The organism is Streptomyces sp. CB02414 (assembly GCF_001905385.1).
Lineage (GTDB): Bacteria > Actinomycetota > Actinomycetes > Streptomycetales > Streptomycetaceae > Streptomyces.
On the sequence record NZ_LIPF01000007.1, the window covers coordinates 34,263 to 56,879 of the forward strand.

At 74.0% G+C, this 22,617-nt stretch carries 5 protein-coding genes; all 5 read left to right on the top strand.

Going from position 1 to position 22,617, the window contains the following annotated elements; all coding sequences use genetic code 11:
* The first annotated feature begins 62 nt into the window (after positions 1-62).
* The 5 genes from AMK11_RS22640 to AMK11_RS22660 are packed head-to-tail and all read left to right on the top strand — an operon-like array spanning position 63 to position 22,534.
* Complete coding sequence (locus AMK11_RS22640; RefSeq protein WP_073729862.1) at positions 63-2,786, top strand: amino acid adenylation domain-containing protein; 2,724 nt, start codon at positions 63-65, stop codon at positions 2,784-2,786.
* The gene (locus tag AMK11_RS22645) at positions 2,786-5,908 is read left to right on the top strand and encodes a non-ribosomal peptide synthetase (RefSeq protein WP_073729863.1); all 3,123 of its coding nucleotides are present in this window, start codon (positions 2,786-2,788) and stop codon (positions 5,906-5,908) included. Before AMK11_RS22640 ends, AMK11_RS22645 begins: the two co-directional genes overlap by 1 nt.
* Positions 5,905-12,120: a non-ribosomal peptide synthetase gene (locus AMK11_RS22650; protein WP_073729864.1), complete on the top strand. Its 6,216-nt coding sequence runs from the start codon at positions 5,905-5,907 to the stop codon at positions 12,118-12,120. Before AMK11_RS22645 ends, AMK11_RS22650 begins: the two co-directional genes overlap by 4 nt.
* Positions 12,117-22,322 (top strand): hybrid non-ribosomal peptide synthetase/type I polyketide synthase, encoded by a 10,206-nt coding sequence (locus AMK11_RS22655; protein ID WP_073729865.1) that lies wholly within the window; start codon positions 12,117-12,119, stop codon positions 22,320-22,322. Before AMK11_RS22650 ends, AMK11_RS22655 begins: the two co-directional genes overlap by 4 nt.
* On the top strand, positions 22,319-22,534 hold the full coding sequence (locus tag AMK11_RS22660) for an MbtH family protein (protein WP_073729866.1): 216 nt from the start codon (positions 22,319-22,321) through the stop codon (positions 22,532-22,534). The genes AMK11_RS22655 and AMK11_RS22660 overlap by 4 nt, the downstream gene beginning before the upstream one ends.
* Positions 22,535-22,617: the final 83 nt, after the last annotated feature.

Sequence of the window (22,617 nt, forward strand, 5' to 3'; positions counted from 1 at the left end):
CAGACCGGGACGGCCGAAGGGAGGCTCGGGCCGGTAATCGAGAGCCGCGGGAAGGGAACGCAGTGGACGAGCGGGTTGCCTCACGAGCGGACCGGACGGACGGCGGGGGGCGGCCCGTACATCACGCGATCGCATACTGGGCCCGCCGTACTCCTCAGGCACCGGCGATCACCTGCGCCGACGGTGTGCTGTCCTACCGTGAGCTGGACGAGCGGGCCAACCGGCTGGCCCACCATCTGCGCGGGCTCGGCGTGGAGCGGGGCGTGGTCGTCGCCGTCCACCTGGACCGTGGCCTGGAGCACTATGTGGCGCTGCTGGGTGTGCACCGGGCCGGGGGTGCCGCGTTGCCGCTGGACACCGGCTATCCGGAGGCGCGTCTGCGGTACATGCTGGAGGACAGCGGCGCCCTGGTGGTCATCACGAGGCAGGATGCGGGCGCCGGCACAGTGGTGGACCCGTACGCCGATGCGGCGCTGATCGCCGCGTGTCCCGCCACGCCGCCGGACGTCGGGGTGCGCCGGGACGACCTGGCCTGTCTGATGTACACGTCGGCGTCGACGGGCGCACCCAAGGGAGTGCAGCTCGAGCACGGCGGGATCGCCGACCTGTGCCGCTGGCATGCGGAGGCGCTCGGACTCACCGCGGCCGACCGGGGTTCGCTGGCCGCCCCGCTGAGTTTCGACGCGTCGATCCTCGATCTGTGGCCGCTGCTGAGCGTGGGCGGGCATGCCGTCGCGGTCTCCGACGACGACCGGGGCGACCCCGAGCGGCTGGTCCGGGCGTTGCGGGAGCGTGTGATCACGGTGTGTTTCCTGACCACCGCGCTCGCCGAGATCGTGCTGGCCCAGCCGGGCCTTGAGACGTTGGCGCTGCGCTGGCTGGTGACGGGCGGTGAGGCGCTGCGGCGCCGTCCCCGGCCCGGCCTGCCGTTCCGGCTCATGAACATCTACGGTCCGACCGAGACGACGGTGTACGTGACGTCCGCGGTGGTCGCCGACGAGGCCGCAGCGGACGGGCCGGTCCCGATCGGGCGGCCGTTGGGCGGGGTGGATGTGCGCCTGCTCGACCCGCAGGGCCGGCCCGTGCCCGCGGGTGAGGCCGGTGAGATCGTGGTGGCCGGTCCCGGTGTGGCCCGCGGCTATCTGCGCAGGCCCGGGTTGACGAGCCGGCGGTTCGGGATGGACGGCGGGCTGCGCACCTATCGCACCGGCGACCTGGCGCGGCTCGGGGCGGACGGGCAGTTCGAGTTCCTCGGGCGGATCGACCGGCAGGTGAAGGTCCGCGGGCATCGCATCGAACCCGACGAGATCGAGCGGGCGTTGATGCGGCACCCCGGTGTGCGGCAGGCCGCGGTGGCCGCTGTGCGGCCCGCGGGGCAGGCCGCACAGTTGGTCGCGTACGTCGAAAAGGCCGGCCCGGGCGGTGCGGCGGGCTGGTCGGTGCCGCCGGGGCCGGCCGGGAGCGCCGTCACCACGGTCGCCGCCGTGCGGGCTCTCGCGCCCCGGTCCGTGCTGGAGATCGGGCCGGGTGTGCCGGGCCTCGACAAGGTGTGTGACGTCCATGAGCGGCGGGAGTCGCTGACGTCGGAGGTGCGGGGGGCCTACGACCTGGTGCTGGTCGATGCGCACGCCGTGGACGGTGCCGATGGTCTGCTCGCCGTGATCGGCGCGGCGCAGCGGCACGGCGGCACGGTGCTGGTGAGCGGGGTGCGGTCGCTGCCTCTGCTGGGGCCCGCCGCGGGGAGGGCCGTGCTGGCGGCCGCGGTGGACGGCACCACCGGCGACGAGCTGCGCTGGCGGGCGTACGGGCAACACCGGGACGATGCCGGGCCGGCGGTGCATCCGGTGGTGTTCGCGGACCTGCCGGCGGGGTCGGTGGAGATCGTGCCGCGGTACGACCGTGCCGACCCCGGCCGGTTCGATGTGCTGGTGCGGGCGGGCGAGGTTCCGGAGGCTCCCGGGTTCGAGTGGCGGGACTACGGCGGCGAGGTCGACCTGGCGGCGATCCGTGCGGTGCTGCGTGGTGGCGAGGCGCGGGTGTTCGGTGTCCGGGGCATTCCGTACGCGGAGCTGGCGGCGCGGTTTTCGGCGTGGCGCGGCATGGCCGGGCAGGTGACCGCCGGTGAGCTGCGGGCCCGGGCCCGGCCGGGCGGGGCGCCGTCGCCGGTCGATCTGCGGGCGCTCACCCTCGGTCTGCCCTACCGGGTGCGGCTCAGCTGGGCCGCCGGGCGTGCCGACGGTGCACTGGACGCGGTGTGGCTGCACGACACGGTGCCCGAGCCGGTGCGGCTGCCCTGGCCCGGCCCGGCCGCGGCACCCGTCGAGACGGTGAACCGGGCGCCGGACGAGGCGGGCGACGAGCGGCTGCGGGAGGAGTTGCGTGAGGTGCTCGCGGCCCGGTTCGTACCGCACGAGATGCCCGACCTGCTGGTTCTGCTCGACCGGCTGCCGTTGACGCCGGTCGGCAAGGTGGACCGCAGCGCGTTGCCGTTGCCGTGGTGGCTCGACGGGCCGCGGCGTGGTGCGGACGGTCCGCGGAGCGCCGCCGAGGAGGCCGTGAGCGGGCTGGTCGAGGAGCTGCTCGGCCGTGGGGTCGGCCGGGACGACGATCTGCGGACGCTAGGCGCGCACTCGCTGACGTTCGCCCAGCTCTCGTCGCGGATCCTGCACGAGTTCGGTGTGCGTGTCCCCGTACGCCGGCTGCTCGAGGAGCCTTCCGTCGCGGCGATCGCCGGTCGCCTCGGCGTGTCCGGGACGAGCCTTGTCGGTCACACGGAGGTCAGCTGATGGATGCCCCGCTCACCTTCGCCCAGCAGCGGTTGTGGTTCCTCGACCAGCTGCATCCCGGTGCCGCCGGGTACAACATTCCGTCCGCGCACCGTATTCGGGGGCCGCTCGCGCCCGGTCTGCTGGCGCGGGCGCTGACCGAGGTGGTGCGTCGGCACGAGGTGTTGCGGGCCGCGGTCGCCGACGGGCCCGACGGTCGGCCGGTGCACCGGATCCAGGCCTGCGAGCCGGTCGAGGTGCCGGTGACGCCGGTCGGCGGCGTGCCGGGGCAGGAGCGGCTTGCGCGTGCCGCGGAGTTGGCGCGGGAGCAGGTGCTGCGGCCGTTCGAGCTGCGCCGGGGCCCGTTGTTGCGGGCCGGTTTGCTGCGTATCGACGAGGACGACCATGTGCTGGTGCTCTGCCTGCACCACCTGGTGGCCGACCAGTGGACCCTGTCGCTGCTGCTGCGTGAGGTGTCCGAGCTGTACGAGGCGTACCTCCTCGATGTGGATTCTCCGCTGGGTGAGCCGCCGCTGCAGTACACCGATTTCGCCCGGTCGCAGCGGGAGACCCTCGACGAGGACGTCCTGGACGGTCAGCTCGAGTACTGGCGGGGGAAGTTGGCGGGTTGTGAGCCGCTGGGGCTGCTCACGGACCGGCCGCGGCCACCGGTGCAGTGCTGGGACGGGGCACGGGTGCGGCGGCGTGTTCCCGCCGAGGTGCTCTGCGCGGTGCGTGAGCTGGCCGCCCGGCACGACGTGACGCTCTTCGCGGCTGTCGCCGCCGGGTTGTCGGCACTGCTGGCCCGGCACACCGGGCAGCGGGACGTGCTCCTCGGCGCGGCGCTGGCCCACCGCGACCGCCCCGAGCTGGAGGAACTCCTGGGGTTTTTCGTCAACACGGTCGTGCTGCGTACGGACCTGACCGGTGACCCGTCGTTCGGTGAGTTGCTCGGGCAGGTGCAGGAGACGGCGCTGCAGGCGCAGGAGAACCAGGACCTGCCGTTCGAGCAGCTCGCCGACCTGCACGGCCCTGACCGTGATCTGAGCAGGCCGCCGCTGGTCAATGTCGTGCTGTCGTTCCTCAACACGCCCGCCGACCCGCTGCGGGTGCCCGGCTCGACGGTCACCGAGTTCGTCTTCGATCCCGGTGTCGTCAAGTTCGAACTCGACGTGATGGCGTTCGAGGACGGCGGCGAACTCGTCGTCGACGTCGACTACCGGCAGGACCTGTTCGACCGCTCCACCGTGGAGCGTCTCCTCGCTCACCTCGAACGGATCCTGGCCGCTGCCGCCGCCGGCCCGGACCGGCCGGTGTCCTCGCTTGCGCTGCTCACCGCCGACGACGAGGCCGAGCTCCTCGCCCGGGGCAACGCGGCCGCGCCGTTACACGGTGCGGGCAGGTCGGTGCCGGAGCTGTTCGCCGAGCAGGTCGCGCTGCGCCCGGAGGCGCCGGCCGTACGCGAAGGGGAGGAGGTTCTCACGTACGCCGAACTGGACGCGCGGGCCGAACGGGTCGCGGCCGCGCTCGCCGGACTCGACGGCCCGGCGTGTGTCGGTGTGTGTTTGGACCGCTCCGCGGACCAGGTGGCGGCGCTGCTGGGCATCCTCAAGGCGGGCGGCCACTACCTGCCGCTCGATCCCGGCTATCCGGCGGAGCGGCTCGGTGGTCTCCTTGCCGATGCCGGTGCCGTCGCGGTGGTGACCGGCAGCCCGTACGTGCAGAAGACGGCGGCCTGGGCGGGGCCGCGGGTGCTGATGGACCAGCTGCCCGAGGCCACGGGCCGTGCGGCGCGGGGCGTGCCGGGGCCGGAGGATCTGGCGTACGTCATGTACACCTCCGGGTCGACGGGCCGTCCCAAGGGGGTGCGGGTGCCGCACCGGGCGGTGGTGCGGCTGGTGCACGAGACCGACTATGTCGACATCGGGCCCGGTGACCGGGTCGCGCACAGCAGCAGCATCTCGTTCGACGCCGCCACCTTCGAGATCTGGGGCGCCCTGCTCACCGGCGCCGAGGCGGTCGTCCTGCCGAAGGAGACGGTGGTGGAGCCCGCGGTGTTCGCGGCCGCGCTGCGGGAGCGGGGCGTCACCGTGCTGTGGATGACGTCGTCGCTGTTCAACCACACCGTCGGCGCAGTGCCGGACGCGGTCGCCGGGGTCGGCACGGTCCTCGTGGGCGGCGAAGCACTCGATCCCGCGGTGATCCGTACCGTGCTGGAGCCGCGGAACGCGCCGGGGCGGCTCCTGAACGGGTACGGGCCGACGGAGAACACCACGTTCAGTACCACGCACCTGATCACCGAGGTGCCGCCGGAGGCCGTGTCGATCCCCATCGGCAGGCCCGTCCGTGGTTCCCGCTGCTACGTCACCGACCCGCAGCTGCGGCTGGTCCCCGCCGGGGTGCCCGGTGAGCTGCTCGTCGCGGGCCTCGGCCTCGCCCACGGCTATGTGGGGGCGCCGGACCTGACGGCCGAGCGGTTCGTGCCCGATCCGTACGGCGAGGACGGGGCGCTGCTGTACCGCACCGGTGACATGGTGCGGTGGCTGCCCGACGGCACGCTGGAGTTCCTCGGCCGCAGCGACGACCAGGTGAAGATCCGCGGCTACCGGATCGAGCCGGGCGAGATCGAGGCGCGGCTCACCGGCTGCCCCGGGGTGCGGTCGGCGCTGGTGCTGGTGCGCCGGGACGAGGACGGGCCCCGGCTCGTCGCCTACGCGGTGCCTGACGCGGGTGTCGAGCTGTCGGTGCCGGAGCTGCAGGACCTGCTGGCCGCCGTGCTGCCGCCGTACATGGTGCCCAGCGACTTCGTGATACTCGGCCAGTTCCCGCTGAACGCCAGCGGCAAGGTCGACCGCGCGCGGCTGCCGGAGCCGGTGCGGGCCGAACGCGCCGCCGGTGTCGCGCCGCGCACCGATCTGGAGGCGGCCGTGTGCCGTGTCTGGGCCGAGCAGCTCGGTGCGGGCGAGGTCGGTATGACCGACAACTTCTTCCATCTGGGCGGCGATTCGCTGCTCGCCACACGTGTGGTGGCCAGGCTGCGCCGGGTCCTCGGTGTCCGGCTGAGCGTGCGCACGCTGTTCGACCGACCCACGGCTGAGGCGTTCGCCGCCGCTGTCGACGATCTCAGGAGGACCGGAGTATGAGCACGACGACCGTCGGCACGCCGGCGACGAGCGTCCAGGAACGCATGTGGTTCGCCGAGCGTCTCGAACCGGGCGACGGGCTCTACAACGTGCCGTACGCGTGGCGGGTGCAGGGCACGCTCTGCGCGGAGGCGCTGGAGCGGGCCGTGGCGGTGCTGATCGAGCGGCACGAGATCCTGCGTACGACGTTCGCCGAGCGTGACGGCCGCCTGTTCCAGCAGGTCGGCGAGGCCTGGACGCCGGTCGTCGACCGGGCCGACCTGCGGGGCGAGCCGGAGGACGCCGTCGAGGCGTGGATACGTGCGGGCTCCCGCAGGCCGTTCGACCTGGGCGGGCGGCGGCTGCTGCGGATCGGGCTGGCCGAACTCGACGGGCAGCGGCAGGTGTTGTTTCTCTGCGCCCACCATCTGATCTGGGACGCCACCTCCACCCAGGTGTTCCTGCGTGAGCTGCGCGACTGCTACGACGTGGCCGCCGCCGAGCTGGGCGTGGGCAGCGCCCCGGCCGCGACGCCCGTGTGGCAGGAGGAGGCGCTGCCGCTGCCCGCGCTGTTCCTCGGGCAGGCCGCGCGCACCCCGGACGACACGGCGCTGGTGCACGGGGGCAGCACGCTCAGCTATGCCGAAGTCGGTCGCCGGGCGCACGCGGTGGCCGGTCATCTCGCGGCGCGCGGGCTGGGGCGGGGCGACCTCGTCGGGGTGTACCTCGACCGGTCGGCGGACCTGGTGCCGACGCTGCTGGGTGTGCTGCTTTCGGGTGCCGCGTATGTGCCGCTCGACCCGATCTACCCGGACGAGCGGATCGCCGGCATGCTCGACGACTCCCGGGCGGCGCTGCTCATCGCCGACCGGGCCCCGGGCGCCGAAATCGCCGCCACCGGCATCGAGACCGTCCTGCTGGGCGAGGTCCTCACGGCCGCACCGCTCGCCGTGCCGGTCCCGGTGGGCGGCGACGACATCGCGTACGTCATCTACACCTCGGGTTCCACGGGCAGGCCGAAGGGAGTGCAGGTCACGCATCGTGGTCTGGCGAACCTGCTGCGGTCCATGGCGGTCCGGCCCGGGTTCGGCGACCGCGACACGATGCTGGCCCTCACCACGGTCTGCTTCGACATCGCCGCACTCGAACTGTTCCTTCCGCTGATCACCGGCGGCACCGTCGATGTCGCCTCCGCGGAGGTGGCCCGCGACGGTGACCTGCTCGTGCGGCATCTCACCCGTACCCGCCCCACCCACATGCAGGCGACACCGGCGACGTGGCGGATGCTGCTGGCCGCGGGGTGGGCGGGCGACCCGGAACTGACCGTCCTCTGTGGTGGGGAGGCGCTGCCGCGGACCCTCGCCGACGAGCTGCACCGCCGCTCGCGGGCGTTGTGGAACCTGTACGGCCCCACCGAGACCACCATCTGGTCGACCGCGGGCCTGGTCGCGGCCACCGGCCCGGTCACGCTGGGCCAGCCGGTCACCAACACCACCCTGCACGTCCTCGACGAGAGGCTGCGGCCCGTACCGGCGGGGGAACCGGGTGAGCTGTGGATCGGCGGTGACGGTGTCGCCGCCGGGTATCTGCGCCGGCCGGAGCTGACCGCCGAGAGGTTCCGCACCGACCCGGCCGACCCGGACGGCGGCATCATCTACGGCACCGGTGACCTCGTGCGGATGCTGCCGGACGGGCAGCTCGCGTACGTCAACCGGGTGGACAACCAGATCAAACTGCACGGGTTCCGGGTGGAGCCGGGTGAGATCGAGGCGCTGCTGCGGGAACGGTCCGACGTGGCGGACGCGGCGGTGCTCCTCGACGGCGCCGACACGCTCGCCGGGTACCTGGTGTGCGACGGGGAGCCGCCGTCGGCCGCCGACCTGCGCGCCCACCTCTCGACCCGGCTTCCCGCCTACATGGTGCCCGGAGTCTTCCGGATCGTGGAGCGCTTCCCGCTGACCGGCAACGGCAAGGTGGACCGCAACGCGTTGCGCGCCCAGGGCGGCGGGCTGCCGGCCGCGCCCCGCGCCGAGCCGTCGACACCGACGGAACAACTCCTCGCCCAGATCTTCACCGAGGTCCTCGGCTGTCCCCCGCCGGGTGCCGGTGACTCGTTCTTCGAGATCGGCGGGCATTCCCTGCTGGTGCCCCGGCTCACCGGGGCGATCGCCGCCCGCACCGGGATCCGCCTCTCCGTCCGTGACCTGTACCGGGTGCCGCGGCTCGGCGAACTCGCCGCGCACCTGGACACGCGGGCCGAGGACCGGCTCGTGGAGCAGCCGGAGACGGCGGCGGCCGGGGTGCCCGCGACGAGCATGCAGGAACAGATGTGGCTGGCCGAGCAGATGGACTGCACCGGCCCCGCCTACAACGTTCCCCTGTCGTGGCGGATCACCGGCGACGTCGACCCGGGGGCGCTGCGGACCGCGCTGGGCGCGCTCGTCGAACGGCACGAGATCCTGCGTACCGCCTTTCACCACCACGACGGGCGGCTCCACCAGGTCGTCACCGGACCGTGGACGCCTGAACTGGCCCACGGCACCGAGGACCTGGCCGTGCTGACCGACCGGGAGGCGTCGACGCCGTTCGACCTCGCGGCCGGGCGGCTGCTGCGGGCCCGCCTGGTGCGGACCGGGCCGGACACGCACACGCTGCTGCTGTGTTTCCACCACATCGCGTTCGACGCGCAGTCGGTGCCGACGCTGGAACGCGACCTCGCCCACTTCTATGCGCGCGCCCTCGGTGAGACCGTCGGTGAGCTGCCGCCCGTGGTGCAGTTCGCGCGGGCCCGGTGGGAGGAGGACCCGGACGCCGTCGGCCACTGGGTGGACCGGCTGACCGGCGCGCCCGACACCCTCGGCCTCGGCGCGCCGCCGCGGCGCCCGGAGGCGCACGGCGCGGTGCCGGTCCCGTTCGCGCCGGAATTCGCCCGCCGCACGGCCGCGCTCTGCGACGAGCACCGGGTGTCCTGGTACATGGTGGCGGTCGCGGCGGTCGCCGCGTGGCTGCACCGTACGGACGAAGGCGGCGACGTCACGTTCGGGCTGCCGATGGCCAACCGGGAGGGCGGCGGCCTCGACGACGTGCTGGGGCCCTGCCTGAACACGGTGGTGCTGCGCTCGCGGGCCGGGGCGGCGACGACGTTCGCCGACCTGCTCGACGAGGTGCGCGACAGCATGCTCGACGCGTTCGAGTACCAGGCGGCGCCGCTGCCCGAGGTGCTGTCCGCACTGGCCCCGCAGCGGCGGTCCGGGCGCACCCCGTACCTGGACGTCATGCTGAACCTGGTGTCCGTGCCGCGCACCCGGCGGGCGCTGGGCCCGGCGACGATGGCGGCGCTGCCGTTCGACCGCTGGCAGCACGAGACGAAGTTCGGTCTGACCGTGACGTTCGTGGAGGACGACGGGCAGCTCAGCGCGGTGCTGTCGTATCGCGGGGACCGGCACACCGCCGCCCGTGCCCGGCGGCTCGCCGAGCGGCTCGGCCGGGTCCTCGACGGGCTCGCCGACCTGCCCGGGGTGCCGTTGGCCGAGCTGCTGCCGTCCGGCCGCCCGCAGTTCCGGGACTTCGCGGTGGCGCAGGCCGAGGAGCGGGACAGTGCGCACGGCCGGGAGGGGCTGGACGCGTGGGAGCGGCAGCTCTCCGGGACACCGGCGTTCCCGGCGCTGACCGCGCCGTTGCAGACCGCGCCGCCCGGTTCGGTGGCCATCCCGCTCGGGCCCGGGGCGCTGGACGGGCTGCGCCGGATGCGGGCGGAGCACGGCCTGTCCTGGTTCATGGTGGCCGCGACCGGGCTCGCCGCGCTGCTGCACCGGTGGACCGGGCAGGAGGACGTCGCGTTCGGCTGCCCGGTCGCCAACCGGGACGAGTTCCCCGACCTGCTCGGGCCGTGCCTCAACACGCTCGTGCTGCGCTCGACGTGCGATCCGGACACCACGGTGCTGGACCTGGCGCTCGCCATGCGGGAGACCGTGCTCGGCGCGTTCGACCTGGACCGGGTGCCGTTCGAGGACGTGGTGAGCCGGCTGCGGCCGCCGCGCCGCCCGGGCTGGACGCCGTACGCGGACGTGACGCTGGCCGCGACCGCGGCGGGAGGGGCCGCCGTGCCGATCGGCGGGGCCGCGCTCACGCCCGTCGAGCTGGACCACGCGGGGGCCGGGTACGCCGGGAAGTTCGGGCTGACCGTCGGCTTCGAGGAGACCGACGGCAGGCTGCGGGGCACGATCCTGTACCGCGGTGACCGGCTCACCGGCGGTGAGGCGGAGCGGATGGCCGCCTGGCTGGGCCGGTTCGTCGAGTCGTTCGCCGAGGTCGCGGACCAGCCGGTCGGCACGGTCGACCTGCTCGGCGCCCCCGAACGGGCGGAGCTCGCCCGGTTCGAGGAGTCCGCCCCGGCGGGGGCGCAAACGACGGTTCTGGCGCTGTTCGCGCAGCGGTGCGCCGAGCAGCCGGACGCGCCGGCGATCCGCTCCCGCTGCGGTGTCCTCAGCTACGCGGCGCTCGACGCGCGGGCCGACGCGCTCGCGGCGGTGCTGCGGCCGCTGGCCGGTGACCGCACGGTGGTTGCGCTGCTGCTGCCCCGCGGCGCCGACCTCGTCGTGTCGATGCTGGCCGGGTGGAAGGCGGGGCTGGCGGTCTGCCCGCTCGACCCGGAGTACCCGCAGGACCGGATCCGGTTCATCCTCGGCAACGCCGGTGCGTGCGCCGTCGTCACCGACCGGCCCGCCGAGGCCGCCGGGGCCGTGCCGCCGGGCGTCGAGGTCGTCGACATCGGCACGGTCGCCGAGAGCGCCGGCACGGTCACCAGGGACGCCCCGGCGGCGCTGCCCGGCCCGGACGCGACGGCGTACATCCTGTACACGTCGGGTACCACCGGCGAGCCGAAGGGTGTCGCCTACCGGCACGGGAGCCTCGCGCACGTGACCCGCTGGCACATCGACGCCTTCGACGTGCGGCCCGGCGACCGGGTCAGCCAGATCCACAGCGTCGCGTTCGACACGACGCAGCACGAGGTGTGGCCGGCGCTGTGCGGCGGCGCGGAACTGCTGCCGTACGAACGTCCCGTCGTGGTGCCCGAACTCACCTCGTGGCTCGGTGAGCAGGGCGTGACGATGTTCTTCGCGCCGACACCCGTGGCCGAGGCGCTGTGGGCGGCGGGCACCGAACTGCCGGCGCTGCGCTGGCTGTTCTTCGCCGGCTCGGCGCTGACCACGCTGCCGCCGGCCGTCCCGTACGGGGTGTGCGACGCGTACGGGCCGACCGAGACGTTCATCACGACCAGTCATGTCCTCGACGTGTCGACGGCGACGGTGCTGAACTGCATCGGCCGGCCCCTCGACGGTGTGCGCCCGTACGTCCTGGACGCGGCGGGGCGGCGCTGCCCGGTGGGGATGCCGGGTGAGCTGTTCGTCGGCGGGGTGACGGTCGCGCAGGGTTACTGGGGCCGGGACGACCTGACCGGGGAGCGGTTCAGCGACCGCGATCCGGACGGCGGTCCCGGCTGGGTGTACCGCACCGGGGACCGGGCCCGCTGGCTGCCGGACGGCACCCTCGAATATCTGGGCCGCCTGGACCGGCAGCTGAAGGTCCGCGGCTACCGTGTCGAACCCGCCGAGGTCGAGACGCAGTTGCTGGCCGACCCTGCGGTGCGTCAGGCCGTGGTGCGCGGCTGTCCGGGTGAGGCGGCGCCGCTGGTCGCCTATCTGGTGGCCGTGGCGGGCGAGCGTGCGGACACACCGGCGGTGCTGACGCGGCTGAGGTCGCGGCTGCCGGAGTTCATGGTGCCGAGTGCCGTGGTGTGGCTGCCGGAGCTGCCGCTGAACCATCGCGGGAAGCTCGACACGGGGGCGCTGCCCCGGCCGCAGCGCGCCGACCGGGTCGGTGAGGTCGCGTGGACGGCGCCGGAGTCGGAGACGGAGCGGCGGATCGCCGGTGTGTGGTCGGCGGTGCTCGGCCTCGACGCGGTCGGTACGCACGACAACTTCTTCGACCTCGGCGGCAATTCGCTGCTCCTCGGCACGCTGCACGCCCGGCTGGAGAGCGAGCTGTCCCTGACCCTGCCGATCCGGCGCCTGTTCGAACATCCCACCGTGCACGCGCTGGCCCGGTCCCTGGCCGCCGGCAACGGCGAGCCGTCTTCGGCGGCCGCCGAGGTCCGCAGCCGCGCCGCACAGGCGCGGCGGGCCCGTCGTGCCCGCACCGCCCGACCGACGAAGGTTGGAGAGGACGCATGAGCGAGTCCAACGCTGTGGCGATCGTCGGGCTGGCCGCCCGGCTGCCCGGGGCCGAGAACGCCGGACGGTTCTGGCGGAACCTGCGCGACGGTGCCGAAGGCATCAGCCGGTTCGGTCTCGAGGAGCTGATCGCCGCCGGGGTGGATCCGGCGCTGGCCCGGCATCCGCGTTATGTTCCCGCCCGCGGTGTGCTGGCGGGCGGTGAGTTCTTCGACCGCGGGTTCTTCGGCTACAGCCCGGCCGAGGCCGCGGCGATGGACCCGCAGCAGCGGGTCTTCCTGGAGTCGGCGTCGACGGCGCTCGACGACGCGGGGATCGATCCGCAGCGCTTCGGCGGCTGGGTCGGTGTGTACGCGGGCTGCGACATGATGAACCCGCAGCTGCAGGGCACCGGCGGCGACGGACTGTCCAGCATGATCGGCTACGACAAGGACTTCCTCGCCACCCGGGTCGCGTACAAGCTGGGGTTGCGCGGCCCGGCGCTCACCGTGCAGACGGCGTGCTCCACGTCGCTGGTGGCGGTGCACCAGGCCGCGCAGAGCCTCCTCAACTACGAGTGCGACGCGGCTCTGGCCGGGGGCGCCTCGCTGTGGTTGCCGCAGGTCACCGGCTATCTGTACGAGGAGGGGTACGTCGAGTCCGCGGACGGCCACTGCCGCCCGTTCGACGCGGCCGCCAGCGGCACGGTCGGCAGCAGCGGCGTGGCCGTGGTGGTGCTGCGGCGGCTGGAGGACGCGGTCAGGGACGGCAACCGGATCGTCGCGGTGATCCGCGGCTCGGCGCTGAACAACGACGGCGGGGAGAAGATCGGCTTCAGCGCGCCCTCGTTCGCCGGCCAGCGTGACGCCATCCAGTACGCGCACGCCCAGGCCGGTGTGGAGGCCGGCGACATCGCGTACGTGGAGGCGCACGGCACCGCCACGCGGGTCGGCGACCCCGTCGAGGTGGCCGCGCTGACCGCGGCGTTCCGTGAGTCCACCGACCGGGTCGGTTACTGCCGGCTCGGCGCGGTGAAGAGCAACATCGGCCACACCGGTGCCGCGGCCGGCGCGGCCGGGCTGATCAAGACGGCGCTGATGCTGCAGCACCGGGAGCTTGTGCCGACGCTGCACTACCGGGAGCCGAACCCGGGTCTGGAGCTGGGCACGTCGCCGTTCCGGATCGCCACCGAGCTGGCGCCCCTGCCCGCCGAAGGGCCGGTCCTCGCCGGGGTGAGCGCCTTCGGTGTGGGCGGCACCAACGCGCACGTCGTCCTGGAGTCGCCGCCGGTCCGCAGCCGTAGGGACGGGGTGGGGCCTCGTGTCTTCTGCCTGTCGGGAGCTTCGGCGGCGGCCGTCCGCAGTCAGCGCACCGCACTCGCCGAGCACCTGGAGTCGTCCGCCGACCCGCAGGACGACGTGGCGTTCACCCTGGCCACCGGGCGGCGCCGCTTCGACCACCGCAGTGCCGTGGTCGCGGCCGACCGGGCCGAGGCGGCCGAGGCGCTGCGTGCGGCGCCGCCGGTCGCCCGGGTCTTCGCCGAGCGGGACATCGCGTTCCTGTTCCCCGGCACCAGTGTGCTGCGCTCCGGTTTCGGGGGCGCCGCGCACCGCAGGCTGCCGGTGTTCCGCGAGACGTTCGACGCGCTCGCCGCCGAGTGCCGCAGCCGCTACGGCATCGACCTCGACGTCGTGCTGCGCCCGGATCCCGGCCTGGAGTGGCTGCGGAGCATGGTGAACGAGCAGCTCGCGCTGTTCGCCATCGGGTTCTCCCTCGCCCGGCAGCTGCAGGCGTACGGCATCGAGCCGAAGGCCATGCTGGGGCACAGCGCCGGTGAACTCGTCGCCGCGGCCGTCGCCGGACGGTGGTCCCCCTCGGACGCGCTGCGTCTGGTGCACGAGCGCGGCACCATCCTGAGCGGCGTCGGGCCGGGCCGGATGCTGACCGTCAAGGCGTCCCCGGACGAGGTGCGGGAACTGCTCGCCGCGCGGCCGGGGCTGGCCGTGGCGATCGAGGCGCCCCGCTACTCGGTGCTGGCCGGCCCGGTCGAGGAGATCGACCGGCTGAAGGCCGACGGGATCGGCGACCGGGTCCTCGACATCGACGGCGCCTTCCACACGGAGGCGATCAGGCCGGCCGCCGAACGGCTCGGCCGGATCGTCGAGGAGATCCCGCACACGGCTCCCACCCTGCCGTACCTGTCCAACGTCACCGGCGGCTGGGCCGATCCGGCGGTCACCTCGGGCGGCGCCTACTGGGCCGACCACGCGGCCGGCACGGTGCGGCTGTCCGACTGCGTGGACACCCTCCTCGACAGCTCCTGCCGGGTCTTCGTCGAGCTCGGCCCCGGCCAGACCATGACCCGGATGCTGCGCGGGCATGCGGCCTGGACCGGTGAGCACCTGGCGGTGCCGGTCGGCGGAAGCGCCGAGAACAGCGAGGAGGAGAACCTCCTCGCCGCGCTCGGCAGGCTGTGGGAGTGCGGCTTCGACATTCCCGTCGAGGAGCTCCTCGACGCGCCGCAGCTGTGCGCCCTGCCGCCGCACCCGTTCGAGCCGATCGACTGCGAGAGCAACCGCGTCCGGTCCACCGGGAGTCCGGCCGCGGGCCGGCGGGAGCACGACGTCGTCGTCACCGTCGGCGACCTGCCCGCGCCGGGGCTGATCGCCGCGCTGGCCGGCGACACGGGCACCGTGCGGTCCGCCGCGGCGGACGGGGCGGTCGCCGCCACCGAGGGCGCGGTCGGCCCGGCCGTCGCCGTCGCGGTCGACGACCCCGCCGTGCGGGAGGCACTGCCAGAACTCGCCGGGCAGGCCGCGGCCGCAGGGGTGCGGCTGCTGCTGGTGGGCGGCGGGCTCGTCGGTGCGGGTCCGGTGCCCGACCTCGTGGCCCGGCTGCGGGAGACCGCCCAGGTCACCGTGTTCGACCTGGAGGAACAGGCACCGGCCCCGGTGCGTGCGCCGGCCGCCCTCGGTGCGGTGCACGCCTGGCGCGACGGCCGCTGGTGGCTCCTCGACGAGGAACCCCCGCCCGCCGTGGAGGCCGAGCCCAAGGCGGCGGAGACGCAGGCCGCCGACGAGGTCCTCGACGGGCCCCGGGACGCCACCGAGGAGGCCGTCGCGGCGATCTGGTGCGAGCTCCTCGGGCTGGCCGCCGTCGGTGTCCACGACGACTTCTTCGAACTCGGCGGGCACTCCCTGCTCGCCACCCAGCTCGGCTCCCGCCTGCGGGCCCGCTTCGAGACGGAGCTGCCGATCGAGGCGGTCCTCGACAACCCGACGGTCGCCGCACTGGCCCGTGCGATCGGCGGCTCCGGTCCGGCCCGGCGGCAGGCCGTCGTTCCCCGGCCCGTGTCCAACGAGCCGCTGCCCGCCGCGTTCATGCAGCGGCGGCTGTGGTTCCTCGAACAGTCCGGTGCGGACCTCGCGTACGCCATTCCGCTCGTCCTCGACCTGGAGGGCGACCTGCGGATGGGGCCGCTGCGCGAGGCCGTCACCGAGGTGGTGCGGCGGCACGAGGTGCTGCGCACGGTGCTGCCCGAGCAGGACGGCGAGCCGGTGCAGCAGGTGCTGCCGCCCGCGCCGGTGGAGATACCGCTGGTCGACGTGGCGGACCTGGACGAGGCCGGGCAGGAGCAGCGGATCACCGACGATCTGCGGCGCCCCTTCGACCTGGCGGCCGGACCGATGCTGCGGGTCACCGTGTTCCGCACCGGCGCCGGCCGGTACGTGCTCGCTTTGTGCGTGCACCACATCGTGATCGACGGCTGGTCCCTCGACGTCCTCTGCGACGAGATCAGCCGCCTGTACAACGCGTTCCGGGACGGCCAGAAGTCGCCGCTGCCGCCGTTGCCCGTCCAGTACGGCGACTACACGCTGTGGCAGCGCGACCGGATGCCCGCCATCCTCGACAGCGGCCTGCCCTACTGGACCGAGCAGCTCGCCGGCCTGCCCGCCGCCCTGGAGCTGCCGACCGACCGGCCCCGGCCGCGGGTGCAGACCAACAACGGCGCGGTCGCCGACCGGCAGCTCCCGGCCGGGCTGCGCGCCGACCTCGAACGGCTGGGCCGCAGCCACGACACGACGCTCTTCATGACGCTGCTCGGCGGCTACCAGGCCCTGCTGCACCGGTACACCGGCGCGAGGGACATCTGCGTGGGCACCCCGGTCGCGGGGCGCACCGAGGTCGAGCTGGAGCGGATGATCGGTTTCTTCGTCAACACGCTGGTGCTGCGCACCGAACTCGACCGCACGCTGTCCTTCGCCGACCTGCTGGCCCGGGTACGGGAGACGGCGGTGGGTGCTTTCGCGCACCAGGAGGTGCCGTTCGAGCGGCTGGTGGAGGAGCTCAACCCGGCCCGTGACCCCAGCCGCAACCCGCTGTTCCAGGTGATGTTCAACCTGCTGAACCTCAACGACGACCCGCTCGACCTGGCCGGGGTCGCGGCGCACGACCGGCCGGGCTCGGGGCTCGGCAGCGCCCAGGTCGACCTGTCGCTGGACGTCTACCAGCGCGACGACGGCCTGCTGTGCCGGCTGGAGTACAACACCGACCTGTTCGACGCCTCGACCGCCGACCGGATGCTGCGCCATTTCGAGACGCTGCTGACCGCGCTGGCCGCGGACCCGGGCGCCGCGCTGGGCAGTTGTGAGCTCCTCGATGCGGCGGAGCGGCGGCAGCTCCTGGAGGAGTGGAACGACACCGTCCGCCCGGTCGAGCCGGTGACCGTGCCGGAGATGTTCGAGCGGGCCGCACGCCGTGTGCCGGACCGGGTCGCCGTCGTGGCCCGGGACGGCAGGCTCACCCACGCCGAACTGCATGCCCGCGCGAACCGGGTGGCCCGTCATCTGATCGCGCAGGGGGTCGGCCCGGAGGACCGGGTCGCGCTGGTCCTGCCCCGTACGACCGACATGGTGGTGGCGCTCCTCGGGGTGCTCAAGTCCGGGGCGGCCTACCTTCCGGTCGATCTCGCCATGCCCCGCGACCGGGCCGACGCGATGCTGGAGGACGCGGCGCCCGCCGTTGTCCTCACCGGGCTCGACGACGAGGTGCTTGCCGGTTTCCCGGACGGTGACCTCGACCCGGCGGAGCGGGTGCGGCCGCTGGACCCGCGGCACCCGGCCTATCTGATCTACACCTCCGGTTCGACGGGGAAGCCCAAGGCCGTCGTGGTGGAGCACCGTAACGTGGTGAACCTGTTCCACGAGCACCGGACCACGCTGATCGCGCCGCTGGCCGCGCGGGTCGGGACCGTCCAGGTGGCGCTCACCGCGTCGTTCTCCTTCGACACGTCGTGGGACGAGCTGCTGTGGCTCGCCGACGGGCACACCCTGCACGTCATCGACGAGGAGCTGCGCGCCGACACGGAGGCGGTCGTCCGATACGTGCGGGACGAGAGGATCGACTTCCTGGACGTGACCCCGTCGTACGCGAAGCCGCTGATCGCCGCCGGTCTCCTGGACGGCGGCGACGGCGGCGGGCACGCCCCGGCGGTCCTGTCGGTCGGCGGTGAGGCCATCGACGCCGCTCTGTGGGACGAGATCGGTGCCGCGCCGCGGACCGACTGCTACAACTACTACGGGCCCACCGAGTGCACGGTCGACACGCTCGGCAGTCCGATCGTGGCCGGCCGGCCGGTCACCCTGGGCCGTCCGCTCGCCAACACCCGTGCGTACGTGCTGGGTCCGGACCTGCAGCCGGTGCCGCCCGGCGTGGCGGGCGAGCTGTATCACGCGGGTGCGGGGCTGGCCCGCGGCTACCGGGGCCGGGCCGCGATGACCGCCGTACGGTTCGTCGCCGACCCGTTCGGTGAGCCGGGCTCCCGGATGTACCGCACCGGTGACCTGGTGCGGTGGCGGGGCGACGGGACGCTGGAGTATCTGGGCCGGACCGACGACCAGGTGAAGATCCGCGGTTTCCGGATCGAGCCGGGCGAGGTCGAGGCGGTCCTCGAAGGGCACCCGGCGGTCGCCCAGGCCGTCGTCGTGGCGCGGGAGGACCGGCCCGGTGACGCGCGTCTGGTCGCCTACGTGGTCCCGGCCGATGTCGACGCGGCCGAAGTGCGGGCCTGGTCGGCCCGGTCGCTGCCGGACTACATGGTCCCGGCGGCGGTCGTGCCGCTCGCCCACATTCCGCTGAACACCAGCGGCAAGGCCGACCGGAAGGCGCTGCCCGCGCCGGTGTTCGCCGCCGCGGCGGCGTCCCGGGCGCCGCGCACCCCGGCGGAGCGCACGCTCGCCGACCTGTTCGCCGACCTGCTCGCGGTGCCGCCGGTCGGCATCGACGACGACTTCTTCGCGCTGGGCGGGCACTCGCTGCTGGCCACCCGGCTGATCACCCGGATCCGCTCCGCGTTCGGCGCGGACCTCCCGGTGCGGGCGCTGTTCGAGACGCCGACCGTGGCGGGGCTCGCCGAGCAGCTCGCCGGGACGGACCGTGCCGGCGGCAGCCCGCTGCGCGTCTTCGAGCGGCCGGAGATCCTGCCGTTGTCGTTCGCCCAGCAGCGGCTGTGGTTCCTCGACCGCCTCACCGGGTCGGACTCGACGTACAACCTGCCGTTCGCGCTGCGGCTGACCGGCACGCTCGACTCCGGCACGCTGCGGCAGGCCCTCGCCGACGTGACCGGCCGGCACGAGGCGCTGCGGACCGTGCTGCCCGAAGTGGACGGGGAGCCGCGCCAGGTCGTCCTGGCCGGGCCGGACGCCCGGCCGGAACTGACCGTCACGGACGTGGCGCGCGCCGGCCTGGAGGAGGCCGTCGAGAGGGTCTGCGCCACCGGCTTCGACCTGGGGGCCGAACTTCCGTGGCGGGCGCACCTGTTCCGGCTCGCCGACGACGAGCACGTCCTCGTCGTGGTGCTGCACCACATCGCCGGTGACGGCTGGTCCCTCGCACCGCTGGTCGAGGACCTCGGCACCGCGTACCGGGCCCGCCTCGCCGGGGCCGCTCCCGACTGGCGTCCGCTGCCCGTCCAGTACGCCGACTACACGCTCTGGCAGCGGGAGGCCCTCGGCGACGAGGACGACCCGCAGAGCACCCTGGCCCGGCAGATCGCCTTCTGGAGCGACACCCTGGCCGGCGCGCCGGAGCTCCTCGACCTGCCCCTGGACAGGCCGCGCGGGGCGAGCGCCGACGGGCACAGCGCAGTCGTGGACTTCCGCGTCCCCGCCGAGGTGCACGGCGCGCTGGCCGGGCTCGCCCAGGAACACGGCTGCACGCTGTTCATGGTGCTGCAGGCCGCACTGGCGGCGCTCCTGACCCGGTCGGGCGCCGGCACGGACCTGCCGATCGGCACGGTGGTGGCCGGGCGTCAGGACGAGGCGCTCGACGACCTGGTCGGCTTCTTCGTCAACACGCTCGTGCTGCGCACCGACACCTCGGGCGATCCGACGTTCAGTGACCTGCTGGCCCGGGTCAAGGAACGGGATCTGGCGGCGCTGGCCCATCAGGACCTGCCGTTCGACCGGCTCGTGGAGATCCTCAACCCGGTCCGGTCGCCGGCCGCGCACCCGCTGTTCCAGGTGGCGTTCGTGCTCCAGAACACCGGCCGGGCCGAGGTGACGCTGCCCGGTCTGCGGGTCGAGCCGGAGCCGGTCGGCGGCGTCAACGCCAAGTTCGACCTGACGTTCAACTTCAGCGAGAGCGGCGACGGCGTCGACGGCTCCCTGGAGTACCGGACGGACCTGTTCGACGCGTCCACGGTCGCGGCGCTGGCCGAGCGGCTGCTGCGGCTGCTGACCGCCGCGGCCGCCGAACCCGGCACCAGGGTGTCCGCGTTCGAGCTGCTCTCCGACGACGAGCGGCGCCGTGTCCTGCCCGACGCGTCCGGTGCGCCGGTGCCGCCCCGCACGTTCCCGGAGCTGTTCGCTGAGACGGTGGCCGCGTACCGGGACGAGATCGCGGTGGCCGACGGCCGGGTGGAGTGGACGTACGGCGAACTCGACGCCCGCGCCGACGACCTGGCCCGGCTCTTCGCCGCGCACGGGGCCGGACCGGAGGACGTGGTCGGCCTGGCCCTGCCCCGGTCGGCGGAGATGGTCGCCGCGCTGCTCGCGGTGCAGAAGGCCGGTGCGGCGTATCTGCCGGTCGACCCCGGGTATCCGGCCGAGCGGATCGCCCACCTGCTGTCCGACGCCGCGCCCGCGCTCGTCGTCAGTACCGGGGAGACCGCCGCGGTGCTGCCCCGGCTCGACTGCCCGGTGCTCCGTCTCGACGCGCTGCCCGAGGTCCCGGCCGACGGGCCGGTGCCCGCCGCCGTCGACCTGCGCAACCCGGCCTACCTGATCTACACGTCCGGGTCGACCGGCCGGCCCAAGGGTGTGGTCGTCTCGCACGCCGGTCTGGCCGCGTTCGCCGCGACCCAGCGCGAGCGCGTCGGGACCGGTCCGGGCGACGTGGTCCTGCAGTTCGCCTCGCCGAGCTTCGACGCGTCGGTGTGGGACCTGTCCCTCGGCCTGCTCTCCGGGGCCCGGCTGGTGCTCGCCCCGCCGGAGGAGCTGCTGCCCGGGCCCGCGCTGACCGGTCTGGTCCGGCGGCACGGGATCACCCACATGTGCCTGCCGCCGTCGTCGCTCGCGGAGCTGGACCCGGCGCAGATCCCGGCGTCGGTGACGGTCATGGTCGGCGGCGAGGCCTGCCCGGCCGGTGTCGCGGCGACCTGGTCGGACGGCCGGACCCTCATCAATGTGTACGGGCCGACCGAGACGACCGTGGTGGGCACCGTCAGCGACCCGCTGAGCGGTGGCGGCGCGCCACCGATGGGGCGTGCGGTGCGGGACATGCGCCTGTACGTCCTCGACGCGACGCTGCGGCCGGTGCCGCCGGGGGTTCCCGGTGAGCTGTATCTCGCCGGGCCCGGACTGGCCCGCGGCTATCTGCGCCGGCCCGCCGTCACCGCGGAACGGTTCGTCGCCGATCCGTACGGCAGCGGCGGCGCCCGGATGTACCGCACCGGTGACCTGGTGCGGTGGCGGGGCGAGGGCACGCTGGAGTATCTGGGCCGCACCGACGACCAGGTGAAGATCCGCGGTTTCCGGATCGAGTTGGGCGAGGTCGAGGCGGTGCTCACGGGCCACCCCGCGGTGAGCCAGGCCGCCGCCGTGGTCCGCGAGGACCGGCCGGGCGACCGCCGTCTGGTCGCCTACGTGACCATCACCGGCGCGCAGGCCGCCCCGGCGGAGCTGCGCGCATGGATGCGTGAGCGGGTCCCGGCGCATCTGGTGCCGTCGGCCGTGGTGCTCCTGGACGCGTTCCCGCTGACGCCCAGCCGCAAGATCGACCGCAAGGCGCTGCCCGCGCCGGAGGCCGGCGTCGCGGACCGGCCCGCCCGTACCGCCCGTGAGGTGGCGCTGTGCGGTCTGTTCGCGGAGGTGCTCGGGCTGGAGCGGGTCGGGGTCGACGACGGGTTCTTCGAACTCGGCGGCCATTCCCTGCTTGCGGTGAAGCTGTTGAAGCGGGTCCAGTCCGTGCTCGGCGCCGAGCTGAGCATGCGGACGTTGTTCGCGGCGCCCACGCCCGAGGCGCTCGCGGAGCAGCTCGACCTGGCCGTCCCGGCGAACGCCGCGGTCGACGTGCTGCTGCCCGTGCGGGCCGTCGGTTCCGCGCCCGCGCTGTTCTGCGTGCACCCGGTCTCCGGGCTCAGCTGGTGCTACGCGGGCCTGCTGCCGCACCTGCCGGGCCATCCCGTGTACGGGTTGCAGGCGCGCCGGGACGAGCCCGCGGCGGACCTGGAGGCGATGGTCGACGACTATCTGGCGCGGCTGCGCTCGGTGCAGCCGGCCGGCCCGTACCACCTGCTCGGCTGGTCGGCGGGCGGGACGATCGCGCACGCGCTGGCGTGCCGGCTGCAGCGCGACGGTGAGCAGGTGCGGTTCCTCGCCCTGCTCGACTCCGCGCCCGCTCACGGCCGGATGGACCGTGCCGCGATCGCCCGTGCGATCGGCGACGACGTGGGTGTCACCGGTGAGGACCTGGACACTCTGGTGGACAGCGGCCTGCACACGCAGCGGCTGCTGCACGAGGCCCCGCCGGGGGTGTTCCACGGCAACGTCGTCTACCTGACCGCCGCCCGCGACGGCGCACCGGCCGTCGACTCCTGGCTCGGCCACGTCGACGGGGAGATCAACGAGTACCGGATCGACTGCCACCACACGACGATGATGCGTCAGGGCCCGCTCACCGAGATCGGTCCGATCATCGCCGCCGAGCTGAAGGAGACACGATGACGAACCCGTTCGAGGACGCCGACGGCCGGTACCTGGTGCTGGTCAACGACGAGGGCCAGTACTCGCTGTGGCCGGAGGCGGCCGGGGTGCCGGACGGCTGGCGGTGCGCGCGGCCCGCGGACAGCCGGCAGAGCGCTCTCGACTTCGTCGAGCGGACCTGGACCGACATGCGGCCGCTGAGCCTGGTCCGGGAGATGGAGGGGGCCTCGTAGGGCCTGTGTCGCCGAACCCCCGTCAGGTGTCCTGCGCAGGTCACATGACGGGGGTTCGGACGTACGGGTGCGGACGTACGGGT

Coding starts and splice junctions, on each gene's coding strand:
- AMK11_RS22655 (WP_073729865.1), top strand. CDS start 12,117: ATGAGCGAGTCCAACGCTGTGGCGATCGTCGGGCTGGCCGCCCGGCTG.
- AMK11_RS22645 (WP_073729863.1), top strand. CDS start 2,786: ATGGATGCCCCGCTCACCTTCGCCCAGCAGCGGTTGTGGTTCCTCGAC.
- AMK11_RS22660 (WP_073729866.1), top strand. CDS start 22,319: ATGACGAACCCGTTCGAGGACGCCGACGGCCGGTACCTGGTGCTGGTC.
- AMK11_RS22650 (WP_073729864.1), top strand. CDS start 5,905: ATGAGCACGACGACCGTCGGCACGCCGGCGACGAGCGTCCAGGAACGC.